The sequence below is a fragment of the Olleya sp. 1-3 genome (genome assembly GCF_002836085.1).
GTDB classification, from domain to species: Bacteria; Bacteroidota; Bacteroidia; order Flavobacteriales; family Flavobacteriaceae; genus Olleya; species Olleya namhaensis.
Map to the genome: position 1 here is coordinate 225,735 of NZ_PJBW01000004.1, position 18,240 is coordinate 243,974.

8 protein-coding genes and 1 tRNA gene are annotated in these 18,240 nt (G+C 35.3%); 7 read left to right on the top strand and 2 right to left on the bottom strand.

Annotated elements, in window-relative coordinates:
- Positions 1-47 precede the first annotated feature (47 nt).
- Entirely contained in the window at positions 48-722 is a 675-nt protein-coding gene (locus CXF54_RS06285) for an SCO family protein (RefSeq protein WP_101202887.1), read from the bottom strand.
- Between the two features lie 166 nt (positions 723-888).
- Between CXF54_RS06285 and rseP the strand changes: the two genes are divergently transcribed.
- Together rseP and CXF54_RS06295 are read left to right on the top strand one after the other, a co-directional pair.
- Positions 889-2,232 carry an RIP metalloprotease RseP gene (gene rseP, locus CXF54_RS06290; protein ID WP_090837346.1) on the top strand — a complete coding sequence of 448 codons (1,344 nt, stop codon included), beginning with the start codon at positions 889-891 and terminating at the stop codon, positions 2,230-2,232.
- A 70-nt stretch (positions 2,233-2,302) separates the two neighbouring features.
- Positions 2,303-2,376, top strand: a tRNA-Asn gene (locus CXF54_RS06295).
- A 122-nt stretch (positions 2,377-2,498) separates the two neighbouring features.
- Here the strand turns inward: CXF54_RS06295 and CXF54_RS06300 are convergent.
- Complete coding sequence (locus tag CXF54_RS06300) at positions 2,499-3,440, bottom strand: NAD-dependent epimerase/dehydratase family protein (protein ID WP_101202888.1); 942 nt, start codon at positions 3,438-3,440, stop codon at positions 2,499-2,501.
- Positions 3,441-3,600: 160 nt separating this feature from the next.
- On the opposite strand from CXF54_RS06300, the gene CXF54_RS06305 reads away from it, so the two are divergent.
- From CXF54_RS06305 to CXF54_RS06325, 5 genes are all read left to right on the top strand, one after another.
- On the top strand, positions 3,601-4,122 hold the full coding sequence (locus tag CXF54_RS06305; RefSeq protein ID WP_101202889.1) for a hypothetical protein: 522 nt from the start codon (positions 3,601-3,603) through the stop codon (positions 4,120-4,122).
- A gap of 1 nt (position 4,123) precedes the next feature.
- Complete coding sequence (locus tag CXF54_RS06310) at positions 4,124-4,636, top strand: nuclear transport factor 2 family protein (protein WP_101202890.1); 513 nt, start codon at positions 4,124-4,126, stop codon at positions 4,634-4,636.
- 100 nt (positions 4,637-4,736) lie between these two features.
- Positions 4,737-8,195, top strand: a complete 3,459-nt coding sequence (locus CXF54_RS06315; protein WP_101202891.1) for a T9SS type A sorting domain-containing protein — start codon at positions 4,737-4,739, stop codon at positions 8,193-8,195.
- Between the two features lie 99 nt (positions 8,196-8,294).
- The gene (locus CXF54_RS06320; protein ID WP_101202892.1) at positions 8,295-10,397 is read left to right on the top strand and encodes a M13 family metallopeptidase; all 2,103 of its coding nucleotides are present in this window, start codon (positions 8,295-8,297) and stop codon (positions 10,395-10,397) included.
- 325 nt (positions 10,398-10,722) lie between these two features.
- Positions 10,723-18,240: VCBS domain-containing protein (locus CXF54_RS06325; protein ID WP_198551045.1), on the top strand; the 7,518-nt coding region annotated here is incomplete at its 3' end.

Genomic DNA, 18,240 nt, shown 5'->3' on the forward strand with positions numbered 1-18,240 from the left:
GCAAAAGTATGAGAAAATTTCAGCTTAAAAAAATTGAGAGCAAAAAACTACTCTTCGTATTCTTTTTTTAACTTTTTGATATCATTTAAAAGTGTGGTGATATCTTCCGTTTTGGTGCCATCATAATAGCCTCGAATTTGACTTTTTTTGTCTATTAGCATAAAATTTTCTGTGTGTACCATTCCGTAGTCATCAGGCATTCCGTCATCTTTAACTGCTAAATAGCTTTTCCTGGCTAGTCTGTAAATTTCGCCTTTATCACCAGTAACTAAATTCCATTTTTTGTCATTTACGCCTTTTTTAATGGCATAACGTTTTAACTGTTCTACGGTATCAATATCTGGAGTGACAGAGTAGGATAATAGCATCACATCGTCATCATTCAATACTTCTTGTTGGATAGTTTCCATATTACCTGTCATAATTGGACAGATGGTTTGGCACGTTGTAAAAAAGAAATCGGCGACATAAATTTTATCTTTATAGTCCGCTTGAGTTATTGTTTTACCGTTTTGATTAGTCATACTAAAATCGGCAATTTTATGGTATTTTATTTTGTGCTGTATGGTACTGTCAACCAACTCTGTGTTTACCATTGCAGGTTGGTAAATAGGTAGGGGTTTGTCTACTTTTAAGATGTTATAAAAAATAGACATTATAATGATTGAAATTATGCCGAATACAATCGCAAATAATTTATAATCTTTAAAAAACGAAAGCATTTTTAGTGTTTTAGGTTTATACTGCAAAAATACAATGAAAACCTTAGGTTATCTTATGACATTACTCATAAAATTTGTTAATTCTCAAAAGCATTAAAGCTATTGTTTTTTAAACTAATGGTAAATAGTTACTTTTGGCGCTTATTAAAAAGAATAGAAACACTACATGGAGTTTATTATAAAAATTGGACAGTTTTTGTTAAGTCTGTCATTATTAATTGTTTTACATGAGTTAGGACATTTTATTCCTGCTAAATTATTTAAAACAAGAGTTGAAAAATTCTACTTATTTTTTGATGTTAAATATTCGTTATTCAAAAAGAAAATCGGAGAAACCGTTTATGGTATAGGTTGGTTACCACTTGGAGGTTATGTTAAGATATCTGGGATGATAGATGAGAGTATGGATAAGGAGCAAATGGCTTTGCCACCACAACCATGGGAGTTTAGATCTAAGCCGGCTTGGCAGCGTTTAATTATTATGTTAGGTGGTGTTTTTGTCAACTTTGTGTTAGCCTACGTTATATATGTAATCATGTCTTTTACTTATGGTGATACAGATGTTACTGCTAAAAGTATGAAAGACGGTTATTGGATTGATAATCCATTATTGGTAGATTTAGGTTTTAAAACTGGAGATAAAATTATAGCTGTTGATGGTCAAAAAGTAGATAGCCATCTAGATGTGGTAAAAAACATAATTAAGACAGAAAAGTATACTATTGATAGAAATGGAGAAACTGTAGATTTACAATTACCTGTAGATTTCCTAGGACAATTGTCTTCAAGAAAAGTAAAAGGTGGTTTGTTTAAATTAAGATTTCCTTTTATGGTTGGAGAAGTGTCCGATACTATGGTTAATAAAGGTGTTGATTTAAAAGAAGGAGATATCTTATTAACCGTAGATAATAAACCGCTTAGATATTATGATGAAGTAGGTGATAGATTGATGGCTTATAAAAACCAAACAATAACGTCTACCTTTTTAAGAGGTACTGAAACAATTACAAGACAGTTACAAGTAAATAACGATGGAAAGCTAGGTATTATGCCAGGTGAAGACGCAAAGCGTTTTGATGCGCTTGGTTATTATGATAAGACATTAAAAGAATATACCTTTTTAGAAAGTTTTGTTGGCGGTAAGGATAAGTTTGTAGATCAAGTTGGAGGTTATTTTGATCAGTTAGGAAAGATTTTTAGTCCAAGCACAGGGGCTTATAAAGGTGTAGGAGGATTTAAAGCCATATACGATGTTTTTCCAAGTACTTGGATTTGGCAAAATTTTTGGGGATTAACTGCCTTTTTATCTATTATGCTTGGTGTTTTAAATTTATTGCCTATTCCTGCTTTAGATGGAGGACATGTTGTGTTTTTATTGTTCGAAATCGTATCAGGGCGTAAGCCAAGCGAGAAATTTTTAGAGAAAGCGCAAGTCGTTGGATTCTTCATTTTAATAGCGTTAGTCTTGTTTGCGAACGGTAATGATATCTTTAAAGCAATATTTAATTAAAAAAAATTAATTTTTGTTTTGCAGAAGTCAAAAAAGATTCTATATTTGCACTCGCAATAGCGAAAAACACTCCTCCTTAGCTCAGTTGGTTAGAGCATCTGACTGTTAATCAGAGGGTCCTTAGTTCGAGCCTAAGAGGAGGAGCAAGTTATAAACCACTTACAGAAATGTAAGTGGTTTTTTTGTGGAATAAAGTGTGGTTTTAAAGCATAAAAAAGCCTCTAGTACTACTAGAGGCTTTTTAGATATCTTATGTAATTTGGTAATTACTTGCTTAGGTTTTTAAGCATGTCTTTTGTAATACCGTCTAAATCGTATTGGTGTTTCCAGTTCCATTGCGCCCTAGCTTCTGTATCGTCAATGCTACTAGGCCAAGAATCGGCAATTTGCTGTCTAAAATCAGGAGTGTAGCTTATTTCAAATTCTGGAATTTGTTTTTTAATAGACTCAGCAATCTGTTTTGGTGTAAAACTTATCCCAGACAGGTTGTAAGACGATCGTATTTGTACGTTCTCTTCTTTAGTAGACATAAGAGATACCGTAGCGTCAATAGCATCATCCATGTACATCATAGGTAAAGCTGTGTTTTCGCTTAAAAAACAATCATATTTTTTCGCTTTTAAAGCTTCGTGATAGATTTCTACCGCATAATCTGTTGTTCCACCACCGGGAAGTGTTTTCCAGCTAATAATACCTGGGTAACGGATGCTTCTAACATCTACATTGTATTTTTCATGGTAGTATTGACACCAGCGCTCACCAACTTGTTTGGTAATACCGTATACCGTTGTCGGTTCCATAACAGTGTGCTGTGGCGTGTCTTCTCTTGGAGTTGTTGGTCCAAAAACAGCAATACTTGATGGCCAAAATACTTTTTTAATGGCCTTAGCTTTAGCAAGGTTTAAAACATGAAAAAGCGATTGCATGTTTAAATCCCAAGCTTTCATTGGATATTTTTCTCCTGTAGCGCTAAGTATAGCTGCCATTAGATAAATAGTGTCCACATTGTGTTTTTCACAACATATTTTTATTGAAGCATAATCCATGGCATCAATAATTTCGAAAGTACCAGAATTTACTAGTGCTACGTTGTTGTAATTTAGGTCACTTGCAATAACATTTTCGTCGCCATGTATTGCTCTTAATTTATAAGTCAGTTCAGAGCCTATTTGGCCACCTGCACCAATGATTAGTATTTTTCCACTCATTTCTTTGGATTATTTATAAAATATGCCCTCAAAAGTAATAACATTTTGAGGATTTATTAATAAAAATAGTATAAAAGTGTTTGTAAAAACATTTTTATCATTTGGTAAAATGTAATTCATTAAACTAATATATTTGTACGTCAAATATTTAATTTTTATTATGAAATTTTTCAATTTTTTATTAGTTATCACTTTGTTGTTTTCATCTTGTAAAAAAGAAAGTGAAGTTGCGGTTATTGATGACGGTTTTACTGCAATTGACACGTTATTGCTTACTGAAAAAGACATAAAAAAAATTACTTATCAAGACATTGCTATAGATGCGAAGGCTAATGCTGTAATGTCTAATTGGCAAGCGTATTTAGATGTAGCAAATGGTATACAAAATTTGTCTACTCCAGATTTTTCGTTTTTTAATGCAGATGTAGATTTATTTAATTCTACTATAAAGGATTTAGAAGAAACTATTCCGGAAGCTATTAATACGCAAGCAATAAAAGCAAGGGTTTTGGTGTTAAAAACCATGCTTTTAAAATTTCAAGAGATCGAAGCTTTAAAATCTAGTACTAAGAAGGAAAAGTTATTAGCAATACGTCAAGTGTTTTTTGCGCAATCAAATTTGAATTTGCAAATCAATAAAAAAATTGAGAAGGATAATCAAACCATTGTTAAACCATTTTAATATGAAATACTTTACGCTTACTTTATTAGCTGCTTTTACTATTTTTTCTTGTAATAAAAAAGAAGAAAAAATTAATCCTGATTTGGTTAAAAAAGACATCACAACTAATATAGAGGCGTGGCATAAAGCAGCAGCTGATGCTGATTTTGAGGCGTATTTTAGTTTAATGACGGAAGATGGTGTGTTTATTGGTACAGATGCTTCTGAAAATTGGCAGTTAAAAGACTTTAAGTCTTATTCAAAACCACATTTTGATAAAGGAAAAGCATGGCGATTTACAACTCTAGAAAGGCATGTATATTTAGATGAAACTCAAAATTTAGCTTGGTTTGATGAGTTGCTAGATACACAAATGGAAATTTGTAGAGGTTCTGGAGTAGTGGAAAAGGTAAATGGTATATGGAAGGTAAAGCATTATGTTTTATCCATCACTATACCTAATAACAAGGTAAGTGATGTTATTGTTATGAAAAAAGAAATAGATAGTGTTACTAAAATAAAATTAAGAGAGTAGCAATAAATAGAACTCTATAGTGGTGTTTTATCGATGTTTTTGTTAAATAAACGTGGGTTTATATATAAAACAGTTATTTTTGATTTGAAAAAATCGAAAAATGAAAAAAATATTATCCCTATTGTTTTTACTATCTGTGTCCATTTCTTATGGACAGTTTAATCAGGATGCGCCATGGATGAGCGACCTAAATAGGACATCACGTACTGATGCAAATCCTGTTAAATTTCAAGAAATTGTAAGTGCTTTTAATACCTATTGGGAAACAAGAGATCCTAATGTTAAAGGTAGTGGTTATAAGCCGTTTAAAAGGTGGGAAACCTATTGGTCTAATTTTGTAAAACAAGATGGGACATTGCCAACGTCTTTAGAGTTGTGGAACACGTATTTGACTGTTCATGGTCAAAATACTAATTCTAGAAGTAGTAATGTTTTAGTAGACGAGAGTAATTGGATCCCTGTAGGCCCTTTTTCTCATAGCAATACAGGGTCTTGGTCTCCAGGTCAAGGACGTGTTAATGTAGTAGTTCAAGATCCAAATACACCAACAACTATTTATGCTGGTGCTCCGGCAGGTGGTTTATGGAAATCTACAGATGCTGGTCTTAATTGGATTACTACTACAGACGATTTACCACAAATAGGAGTGTCCGGAATTGCAATAGATCAAAATAATTCAAACATTATATATATCGCTACAGGAGATGACGATGCTGAGGATTCTTTTAGCATTGGTGTTATGAAGTCTATAGATGGTGGATTAACATGGAATACTACGGGGCTGAATGTGGCAAATAGTCCAAACTTAATGAACGACATTTATATTAACCCTAATGATTCTAATATACTATGGGTTGCTACTACTGATGGCGTTTATAAAACAACAGACGCTGGGGTTACATGGTCCAATCAAACTAGTGGTGGATTGTCTAATGGTACTACGGGAATTAATATTAGAGATTTAAAAGTAAAGCCAGAAAATCCTAATATCTTATATGCTGTATCTAGTAACACCTTTTATTTATCTGTAAATGGCGGTGAATCATTTTTTGGGACAGGAACAGGATTACCTGCTTCAGGTATTTCTAGATATGTAATTGATGTTACACCAGCTAACCCTAACGTAGTTTATGTGCTAGCTTCAAATAATTCTTTTGGTTTTGCAGGAGTTTTTAAGTCGGTAAATTCTGGAGTAGCATTTACACAAGTGGCTTCTCTAGCTAGTAATGGAGATATTTTTGAATCAACACAATCTTGGTACGATTTAGCTTTTGCTGTTTCTGATACTGATGAGAACGAAATTTATACAGGAGTACTTAATATATGGAAAGGTATTGTTAATGGAACACAAACTAATTTTACAAAGTTGAATGATTGGAGTGCGCCTTTTCAATCAGCATATTCTCATGCAGATATTCATTTTTTAAGATTTTTTAATGGTGATTTGTATGCAGGTACTGATGGTGGTTTTTATAAATCTACAAACGGAGGTTCTAGTTTTACAGATTTAACAGCCGGAATGCAAATCAGTCAATTTTATAGAGTAGCAGTTGCTAAACAAACATCAGATAAAATAGTAGGAGGATTGCAAGATAATGGAGGTCATGCATTTAATAATGGGCAATGGCAAAACTATTATGGTGCAGATGGAATGGACACCGCAATAGATCCTGCTAACTCAAATAATTTTTATGGTTTTACTCAAAACGGAGGAGGATTGTATACATCTACTTCAGCGGGTGCTAATATTTCAGGGTCTGTCGCTTCTCCTGCAGGAGAAAATGGTAATTGGATTACACCTCTTGTTATGAATAGTGATAGTCAATTGTATTCTGGATATAGGTCTTTGTATAAACTAGAAAACAATAATTGGGTCGCGGTTTCTCAACCTTTTGGTTCTAATATTGATGTTTTAGAAATTGACGATTTAGATACCAATGTTATTTATATTGCTACAAATTCAACGATAAGGAAAAGTGTTAATGCTGGTGTTGATTTTTCTTTTCTAGAAACATTTACTTCAAATATTACTTCAATAGAGGTTAATAATACAGATAATAATATTGTGTACGTCACAACATCGGGGACCGATGGACAAGTTTTTAAATCTGTAGATGGAGGACTTAATTTTGTTAATATTTCAACAGGTTTGCCTGATGTAACTAAAAACAGCATTAAACATCAAGCTTTACATTCTAAAAACCCACTGTATTTAGGAACAAGTTTAGGGGTTTATAGGTATGATGATGATACATTGGCGTGGGAGTTGTTTAATATTGGCTTGCCAAACGTGTCTGTAACAGATGTAGAAATTAATGTTTTAGATGATAAGATAACAGCTGCTACTTATGGGAGAGGAATTTGGCAATCAGAGATTCCTACAGAATTAGCTGCTGCTGATGTAAGATTAGTTTCTCTTGAAGGCATCAATGATGCTATCCAGTGTAATGCAAGTATTGCTCCACAAGTAGAAATTGAAAATAATGGTATATCAACAATTACTTCAGTAGACTTTACATATTATATAGATGGGGTGCCAAGTAATTTTAGTTGGGCAGGGACTTTAGTGTCTGAAGCAACTGCAGTAATTGACTTACCTCAATTTACTTTAGATAAAGGAAGGCATGTTTTTAAAGTTAGCTCTACAACTACAGGTGATGTTTACGATATAAATAATGATTCTGAGCAAAAAGTAATATTTGCTAATCAAAGTGGTGTGGTAGATGTAGTGAATACTTTTCAAACAGATCAAGAAGAACTTTTGGTGTTTGATCAAGGAGCATCTACTCAATATTGGGAGCGTGGTGTACCTAACGGTCTTTTGTTAAATAATAATGGTGCTGATTTATCTAATCAGGTTTATGCAACAAATTTAACAGGGGATTATGCTAACGAAACAAAAAGTTATTTAGTAACCGAATGTTATGATTTGTCAACCTTGGCTGATCCGCAAATAAAATTTGATATGGCTTTTGAGCTAGAAGAAAATTGGGATATCGTTTATATGGAATACTCAATAGACCAGGGTGTAAATTGGACTGTTTTAGGAGATGCAACAGATGTTAATTGGTATAACAACGCAACAGAAGCAGGAGAAAATAATACTTGTTTTAATTGTCCTGGTGCGCAATGGACTGGGGTCGCTCCAGAATATGCTGTATTAACAGAGTATAGTTATGACTTGACACCGTTTAATGCAGAAACAAATATGATGTTTAGATTTGTGTTTCATTCTGATCAATCTGTAGTAGAAGAAGGTGTTATTGTAGATAATGTGGTAATAACAGGTAATGCTCTTAGTGTAGCAGAGTTTTCAGAAAGTAATTTCTTGGTTTTTCCAAACCCATCGGAAGGTATCTTTAATATAAAGACTAAAACTATTAATACATTTAATATTAGTGTATACGATGTAACAGGAAAAATGATGTATCAAAAGCAAGATGCACAAACTAATAATAATAACTACAAATTAGATTTAAGCAAGTATTCTACAGGGGTCTATTTTCTAAATTTAGAAACTGAGACTAGTAAAATAACAAAAAAGCTAATAGTTAATTAATAGTTAATTTATACTTAAAAAAAGCGCCTTATTAAATTCTTAAAGGTGCTTTTTTATATCTTGAACCCTTATTAAAATGTTTTTATAAACACTATTTATATGAAAATCAACCTTAAAAAAACAACTGTAATAGGTATAGTTGGCTGCTTGACCATCTTAGGATGTAAAGAAGAACAGAAGCAAGCAGAACCTACTGCTCAATTAGAAGTAGTTCCTGGAATCAATCTTGATTACATGGATAAAACCACACAACCTAAAGAAGATTTCTTTAGATATGTAAATGGAAAATGGTTGGAAAATAATGAGATTCCGGATGATCAATCAACTTGGGGTAGTTTTCAAGAATTGCGTAAAAAAACAGATTCGGATGCATTAGGTATTCTAAAGTCTGCAATGTCAGACAATAAAGATTTAGAAAGTATAAAAGTATTGCCAGGTTCAGACCAAGAAAAGGCGGTGCATTATTACCAAACTATAATGGATACTGTAGGTCGTAACAAGTTAGGTATTGATCCAGTAAAACCATATTTAGAAAAAATCGCAAATATTAAAAACAGCGATGACTTACAGGCTTACATGATAGAGATGGAGCCTAAAGGAGGTGGCGGTTTATACGGTTTTGGTGTAGGTTCTGATCCAAAAGACAGTAATCGTAATGTTGCTTATTTAGGTGGTGGTAGCACTGGTTTACCTGATAGAGATTATTACATTAAAGATGATGCCGATTCTAAAGAGAAAAGAGAATTGTATGTAGCGCATATCACTAGAATGTTACAGTTTTTAGGAGATAATGAAGCAGATGCAAAAACGCAAGCTAATCAAGTCTTAGCTTTCGAAACAAGATTAGCAGAAGCTAAAATGGATAAAGTAGATCGTCGTGATGCACGTAAGCGTTACAATCCTAGATCTATTGAAGAGGTTCAAAAAATGGTGCCTGCTGTAAATTGGAAAAACTTTTTAACTGGTATTGGTGTAAAAAAATTAGATACTGTAATTATTGGTGATCTTGGTTATTTTAAAAGATTACAAGAGGTATTAGCAGAAGAAAATGTTAGTGATTGGAAAGCATATTTAAAATGGTTGACATTTAATAATTCAGCAGGATTTTTAAGTACAGATATTGAAAACGCTAATTGGGAGTTTTATGGTAAAGAATTAAATGGTGCTAAAGCGCAACGTCCTAGAGACGAGCGTGCATTAGGAGCTTTAAACGGAACAATTGGAGAAGCTTTAGGTAAATTATACGTTGATAAGAAGTTTCCTGCGGAGGCAAAAATCAAAGCAGAAAAAATGATTAAGAATGTAATATTAGCATTCGAAAATCGTATTAATAAATTAGACTGGATGAGTCCAGAAACTAAATTAAAGGCAATTGAAAAGTTAAAAGCAACTAAAGTAAAAATTGCTTATCCAGATCAGTGGAAAGATTATTCAGAATTACAAATTAGTAGTGTGGAAAATGGAGGATCTTATTTACAGAACTCTTTAAATGCACGTTCTTGGGGATTTAAAGATGATATTGAAAAATTAGGAAAACCTGTTGATAAATCAGAATGGTACATGGCACCACAAGTAGTTAATGCATATTTTAACCCTGCATATAATGAGATTGTTTTTCCAGCAGCTATTTTACAACCGCCATTTTATAATTTTAATGCTGATGATGCCGTAAATTACGGTGGAATTGGAGCGGTAATTGGACACGAGATTTCTCATAGTTTTGATGATTCAGGATCACGTTACGATAAAGACGGTAATTTAAATAACTGGTGGACGGATGAAGATCTTAAACAGTTTGAAGGTTTAGGTAAAAAATTGGCAGATCAATATAGTGCTATCGAGGTGCTTCCTGAAACAAATATTAATGGTGCTTTTACTTTAGGGGAAAACATCGGAGATTTAGGAGGAGTACTTGCAGCGTATGATGCTTTACAAATGAGTTTTGAGCAAGACGGTAAACGTCCAGAAGATATTGATGGTTATACTGCAGAGCAACGCTTTTTTATGAGTTGGGCAACAGTATGGAGAACAAAAATGCGTGATGACGCTTTAAAGACAAGAATAAAAACAGATCCGCATTCTCCAGGAATGACCAGAGCAGTACAACCTTTATTAAATATAGACACTTTTTACGAGGCGTTTGATATTAAAGAGGGTGATAATATGTACATAGCACCAGAGGATAGAGTTAGAATTTGGTAGAATAATTTTCAATATCTACTATATGAAAGAGCGACTTAATTGTCGCTCTTTTTTTTTGTTTAACGTTGATAATTGCGTTTCAAGGATTTTTGTAAGATTATTTTTGTTAATTAATTGTATTTTATCGTGTTTATTTGTGTTTTACGAATTCTAATAGTGCGTTTTGACGCATAAATAATACTTTTTATCGAAATTAATCATTGTTTTACACTGTGTTTTTGCTGACTTTGGTTTTTTTTTGTTAATTAACTTAAATTATGTTTAAATGTATTTCAAACAAATTGAAAACGTTAAACACCCCAATCGTTATAATAAGTTATTACTTATGAGAAAAATTACTATTCCTTCAGACCAGATTAAAATAGCGCCTTACTTGTCTAATATTGGCAGTGTGATGGAATCGCTATGTAGCGTAGAAAAATCTTTTTTAAAATATATTAGTTTTTTTATACTGTATTTGCTGTCCTTGTCGTTCTCTACGGTGAGTTCAACTATGGGTGATGATAATATAGCAAATTTGTTAGGCACTAAAGTTTTTTTTGCAGATCCTGTCCTTGATCTTAATGGTGTGACCGTTGGTGTTGATAAAGATGCTCAATTTAGTCCAACACCGGGCACTGTTAGTCCATTAGCAACAGTTCCGACCTTAACTTCAGATACCAATACTATTCAAATTGTATCTATTACTTTTCCAGTTTCAGCTGATAATGCTTCAGAGAATCTATATAGTAACTTTGGAGGAACTAACTTTTTTTTCTCCTTTGCAACCCCTTCAAGTACTCAAAATTTTGTTGTCAATGGTACTACATTAACATTAACTCAAAACTTTAGAAGTTTTACGATTTCTGAGGCTAGTTTTAATCCAATGGCTAATGACGATTTCTTAGAATTGCTGAATTCATTTTTTTATTACAGCACTGCTAGTCCCCCTTCGTCAGGTACTCGAATAGTAGAGATAGATGTAATAGACCCGAATGGTGCCACTTCAAGTGCACAGAGTATTATAAGGGTTTTTGCAACTGGACCTGTTGCTACCGATGACACAGTCATGGTAGATGGAGATAATACAGGTACAATTTCTGGAAATGTATTAACTAATGATTCAGGTACTGCACTTTCTGTATCTGAGGTAGATGTATACCCTGCGCAAGTAGGTGTTCTTTACGAAACCTTATATGGAACAATTGTAATTCAATCCGATGGGACATATGTGTACGATGTCGATGAAAGAAGTTCTTCTGTTACAGGTTTAAAGGTTGGAGAGTCTATAACTGATATTATTTCATATACGACTATAGATAATGCAGGTATTATTGACTATGGAATATTGACAATTACAATAAACGGTGTGGATGAAGTGCCAGATGCGCTTGATAATGCTGACGATATCACTGTTGTTACGGAAACCGACGTGAGTGGAAATATTATTACAGATGTAGGAGTGGACGGGGCAGATTTTATAGATAGAGGTTTGTCAACGCTTGTGTGGGAAAGTCAATTTCCTACCGCTGGTCCTAGTCCTGCTTATTCTACACCTGTAGATGGAGAATTGAGAGGTATTAATGGGGTTCAACTTGAGTTCTTTTCAACAGACGTGTCTAATATAGGTATTCCTAATCAAAATCAAACGGTAGCTCTTACGGGGTCTAATGGTGGCCATTTTGGATATTTAAGATTTGGTATAAATGCGACCACAAATCCTGTTAATGATACAGAGCTTCGTATAACTTTTGATGAGCCAGTTTACAATTTGGGTTTCTTATTAGTTGATATAGATTTTTCACAGGCACCAGTATGGCAAGATCAAATACAGATTAATGGATCATTAAACGGTAGTACGGCAGCATATAAATTTGTAACAACAGGCGGTGTTGTAGTTGCAGGGAATGATACCTTTTATGGTACAGGTAATGCTATAGAAAGTGACGCAACGGGTAATATTAATGTGGTTTTTGAAGAGCCTATTAATGAACTAGTGTTTAGCTATAATTATGGTCCCAACGTCACAAATGCTGATCCAGGAGGGCAAATTGCAGGAATATCAGATATATATTGGCAAGGACGTGCCGAAGATATAGTTATCATTGAGATTGACGGGAATCCAGTTATTGTTGGTTCTGTTTTTGTAGGAACATACGGGAGTATTCAAGTTAATCCAGATGGAACATACACTTATACTCCAGATGTTATTAATCCTGCGGTTGCTGGTTTACTAACAGGAGACACACTAACGGAAACATTTTTGTATACACTTTCAGATGGCGTAAATTCTGACCAAGCTAACCTTGTAATTACATTAAATGGAGATAAAACAGCACCAACAATTACGATTGATACTCCTATAGAGACCGACGGTATAGTTAATAGTGTTGAAGATAACGATGTAAGTATCTCTGGTACTACAACAGATGTCGAAGATGGGCAGGTAGTCACAGTAACTTTTTCTGACGGCACCAATACCGTGACTACAACAGCTACAGTAACTGGAGGAGTGTGGACCGCTACAGATGCTGATATTTCTGGACTAGATAATGGTACAATCACGGTGACAGCAAATGTTACCGATTTTGGTGGTAATCCAGCCAGTGATGTGGAGTCAGTAACTCTTGACAATGTAATTATAGATCCGTGTGATGCGCTAGCTTCTGGTAATCCAGATAATGATGGTGATGGTATAAGTGATGTTTGTGATCTTGATGATGATAATGATGGAGTTTTAGATGATAATGAATGTCCCGTTGTTAATTTTGATACAAATTCAGGAGATGATTGGACTGCAATAACTTTAGGTAGTAATATAAATGATTTAAATGTTGGGGATGTATTAATAAAACCTAATTTTTATATAAAATCACCTACATCTATTTTTGATTTAAGAGCCGAAATTATTTCTAAAAACACAGATGCTGTTTCTGGTGTAATGTCGGGTCGCGTAGCTTTTAACGCTAATTCTTACGGTATAGTAGACGGTGTACCTAGCGATAGAGAAAACTTTGAAGTGGAATTGTCATTTGTTCAACAAGGTACTGCGGATGCAACTACACCTCAAGGAATTGTTGAAGCATTTGAAAATGTTCGATTACAGATTTTTGATTTAGATGGGGGTACTGGTCTTCCCGATTTTACTGATATTGGAGGGTATAGAACTGGAGGAGGTATACTTGTAAGTGTCGGTAGCCAATTAACTACCTACGGACTTTCGGATGGTTCTATTGTCTATGGTATGGCGGATTTGACTAATGGTGGAAATAATGGAAATAGCGACGAAAATTATTCTATAGCGATTGAGTATCCAAGTTTTACAAGTACTATTTTGAGGCATGGTGTTGTGGGTTCAATAGGGGCTCTTAGCAGTAGTAGAAATGGTGTGTTACGTGCCAGAATAGCCGATTGTCCTGACACTGATGATGATGGGGTTATTGATGCTTTTGACCTCGATAGTGATAACGACGGTTGTAACGATGTTTTAGAGTCTGGAGGTCTTGATCCTAATGGAGACGGTTTGTTGGGTACTTTACCTATAATGGTTGATGCTAATGGTCTAGTTACGGGAACAGCTCCTACTACAGGTGGTTATGATGGTGTAAATGGAGATGAAATAGTGGCAACACAAGTTAATATCACTGCAGGTGATCCAATGGATCAAACAGCGACATCTGGTGATTCAACAACATTTACAATAGTAGCAACAGCAGATAGCTCAACGGGCTTTGCTATGGGGGTTCCGGATTATGGTACTCCAGGTAATGCTGATGCAGGTTTAAATTATGAGTGGTATATAGGTGATCCAGCAACTTCTGGTACATCTATTACTGCAGCGGATACTAATTATAGTGGAGAAAATACAAATACTCTTACGGTTAATGATGTAACAGGTCTAGATGGTACGGAGTATTTTGTTGTAGTTACTCATGATGATAATGTTTGTTTTACAGAAACCAGGTCAGGAATCTTAACGGTAAATCCTGCCATAGATCCGTGTGATGCGCTAGCTTCTGGTAATCCAGACAATGATGGTGACGGTGTAAGTGATAGCTGTGATATAGATGATGATAATGATGGTATTTTAGATACGGAAGAATGTGGTGCGCCATTAGATATTGCACCAGGAGTTCTTGGGGATAATTCGCAATCTATTTCAGGTCAATTTGCTGGAGATGTCGGGCATTCTGTTGATTTTGTAGCTTCAACTATGGATCTTAAAGATGGCGATGATGATGGGGTTGTTGATGACCCTACACTTTTACGTAATATTACAGATGGTACTCCTAGGGGAATGCAGTTAAGGTGGGATGAAGGTTTTGAATCGTCTGGAAGTGAAATGGATATCAAATTAGTTTTAGATAACTATACAGGTGGAGTCATGGAAGCGTTAAGATTAGCTTCTTATGCACAAGGGACAAATGGAGTTACTCAACAAAACGCAAATAAAATTATAACAGTTACTTGGACAGGTGGAAATGGAGCAGTTTTGATAGATCCAAATAATGAAATTATAAATCATTCATCAGGAACTGTACTTTTCTCTGGAGTACAATTAAATTATAGTGCAGCTGGACTTCCTATAGATCAATCACAATGGACTCTAGATATAGATATGACTTCTGTAACATATCCTTTTACAGTTGATTATCAAACGACGGCTAGTGTTCTTACAAGGTTTGAAGCATTTGCATTTATTCCAATATCATGCACAGATACAGATGATGATGGTGTTCCAAATTCGGAAGATCTAGATAGTGATAACGATGGTTGTAACGATGTGCTAGAATCTGGAGGGCTTGACCCTAATGGAGATGGTTTGTTGGGTGCTCTGCCTACAACCGTTAATGCTAATGGTTTAGTTACAGGAACAGCTCCTACTACAGGAGGTTATGATGGAGCAAACGGAAATGAAATAGTTGCAACACAAGTTAATGTTACAGCAATGCAGCCTGCTGACCAAACAGCTACAACTGGCGAATCTGCTACGTTCACAATTACAGCAACCGCAGATAATTCTACCGGTTTTACAGCAAGTGTTCCAGATTATGGAACTCCTGGAAATGCAAATGCGGGAATAAACTATATGTGGTACATAGGTGATCCAGATACGTCTGGAACTCTTATTACTGCAGCAGATACTAATTATAGTGGCGAGAATACAAATACTTTAACGGTTAATGATGTAACAGGTTTAGATGGTACGGAGTATTTTGTTGTAGTTACTCATGATGATAATGTTTGTTTTACAGAAACACGTTCAGCGACGCTTACAGCTTTACCAGATCCTTGTACAGACGGAGCTATAGTGGGGACTGTTACAGCAAATGATCCTGATGCAGATGGTATTAATAGCGCATGTGATCTTGATGATGATAATGATGGTATTCTAGATGCTGAAGAGTTTAATAGTACGTGTAGCTCAGTTACTACTCAAAACATTCATTTTACAGATTCCTCATTTAACCAAGTAGCCGCAAACTCAAATGATGGAGATTTAGTGGCTTACCTAAAGGATTTTGTAAGTGATGTAACTGCAGTATCAACAACTACAATCGGAAGTGGAACATTTTCGGCTAATAGTCCAAATTATACTGATGGGAGCATACAAGTAGATATGCAGTCACGTAATGGTAATTTAAATGTCACTGGAACAACTACAGAAATTGTATTCTCTGAACCTATTTTTTCTCTTGAATTTAATTTGAGGAGTTTGGGTAGAAATGCATCTGGGACTTATAGTGAAAGTCAAAATATCAAATTTTATAATGAAGGTGTTCAAGTTCAGTTTCCTGCAGTAATTTATAGTGGAAATGCTAATCCTGTGGGTGCTGGGGCATCATATGACCCATTATCCGGAGATGCAATAGCTGCAATATTAGGAGGTACTGCACAAGAAGCCAATTTTAGATTTGATATAACTAAGCCAATAGATAGAGTTGTTATTTCTCAATTGGCATCAGCAAACGCTGATAACATTGGATGGCGTTTGGTTCCACTTTGTGCTGCTTATTTAGACACTGATGGCGATGGAATCTTTGATCATCGTGATGTGGATAGTGATAACGACGGTTGTAATGATGTAATAGAATCTGGAGGTCTTGACCCTAATGGAGACGGTATTTTAGGTGCTTTACCCGTGATGGTTGATGCTAATGGTTTGGTTACTGGAACAGCTCCTACTACAGGAGGTTATGATGGAGCAAACGGAAATGAAATTGTAGCAACACAAGTTAATGTTACAGCAATGGAACCTGCTGACCAGACAGCTACAACTGGCGAATCTGCTGCATTTACGATTGCAGTAACCGCAGATAATTCTACAGGTTTTACAACAGGTGTTCCAGATTATGGAACTCCTGGAAATGCAAATACGGGAATAAACTATATGTGGTACATAGGTGATCCAGATACATCAGGAACTCTTATTACTGCAGCAGATACTAATTATAGTGGCGAGAATACAAATACTTTAACGGTTAATGATGTAACTGGATTAGATAGTACGGAGTATTTTGTTGTAGTTACTCATGATGATAATGTTTGTTTTACAGAAACTCGTTCAGCTATACTTACTATCGCAGAATCCGATGTAAGTATTGATAAGGCGTTAGTTGATAGCAGCCCTTACTTAGTAGGAGATTCAGTGACTTATATATTAACAGTAAGTAATGCAGGTCCAGACGAAGCAACAAATGTTATTGTTTCAGATATTCCTGAAAACTTAACTATTACAAATGTATCTGGTGGAGGATGTACAGCATTCCCATGTACTATAGCAAGTATTGCTGCTGGTGCAGTTAATGATGTGACAATTACAGTTACAGCAACAATTGATAGTGAGGGAGCTTTTTCAAATGGAGCTTCGGTGGTTGCAGATCAAGATGATCCAGATACTGCTAATAATCAAGATTTATCAACAGATGCTAATAATCAAGGAACCGTTCCAAGTGTTGCGCCAGTGGCACAAAATGACATAAGTACTCCAAGTACTCCGGGTGCTACCGTAAGTGTAGATCCAACCGCTGATAATGGTTTTGGAGTAGATGCCGATCCTGATGGAACATTAGATGTAACAACTGTGAGCTTATTAGTTCCAGCTGGGGCGACTATGGTACAGACGGATGCAGATGGAGATATTATAGGGTACACAGTGCCTGGCGAAGGAGTTTGGGAAGTTAATCCTGTAAATGGTGAAATTAGTTTTGCACCAGAAGCTGGTTTTAATGATGATCCAACTTCTCCTGCTACGTACACAATAGATGATAATGCTGGTAATACTTCTAACCAAGCCACAGTAACGATTGATTATATCCCTGTTGCAACTGCAGATGAGATTACGGGTGTTATGCCAGGCGTAGCTGCAGTGATTGATGTATTGGCAAATGACGTAGATGGCGATCTTGTAGATCCAACGACAGTACAAATCGTAGGTGCTGCCAATCCTGGTGATGATTTAGTAGAGCCTGGCGTAGGAGTTTGGAGTGTTGATCCAGTAAGTGGAGCAATTACGTTTACCCCTTGTAGTGCAGCAGGAGTTCCTGATGCTAGTTGTGTTGGCTTATTCGAAGGTAGTCCAATGGATATTTCTTATGTAGTGTCTGATAATGAGGGTAATGTGACAACTCCGGCAACAGTAAGTGCAGCATACGATATTCTACCAGTTGCGGTTGATGATACAAATGCTGTACCAGCACTGATTGGTACTCCAGTAAGTATTGATATTGTAGGTAATGATAGCGATTCAGATGGAACAATAGATGGAACAAGTGTAAGTTTAGTAGCACCAGCAGGGGCAACGATGATTGTTGTAGATGCAGATGGCGATGTAACAGGGTTTACAGTACCAGGTGAAGGAATG

Coding starts and splice junctions, on each gene's coding strand:
- rseP (WP_090837346.1), top strand. CDS start 889: ATGGAGTTTATTATAAAAATTGGACAGTTTTTGTTAAGTCTGTCATTA.
- CXF54_RS06300 (WP_101202888.1), bottom strand. CDS start 3,440: ATGAGTGGAAAAATACTAATCATTGGTGCAGGTGGCCAAATAGGCTCT.
- CXF54_RS06285 (WP_101202887.1), bottom strand. CDS start 722: ATGCTTTCGTTTTTTAAAGATTATAAATTATTTGCGATTGTATTCGGC.
- CXF54_RS06320 (WP_101202892.1), top strand. CDS start 8,295: ATGAAAATCAACCTTAAAAAAACAACTGTAATAGGTATAGTTGGCTGC.
- CXF54_RS06305 (WP_101202889.1), top strand. CDS start 3,601: ATGAAATTTTTCAATTTTTTATTAGTTATCACTTTGTTGTTTTCATCT.
- CXF54_RS06315 (WP_101202891.1), top strand. CDS start 4,737: ATGAAAAAAATATTATCCCTATTGTTTTTACTATCTGTGTCCATTTCT.
- CXF54_RS06310 (WP_101202890.1), top strand. CDS start 4,124: ATGAAATACTTTACGCTTACTTTATTAGCTGCTTTTACTATTTTTTCT.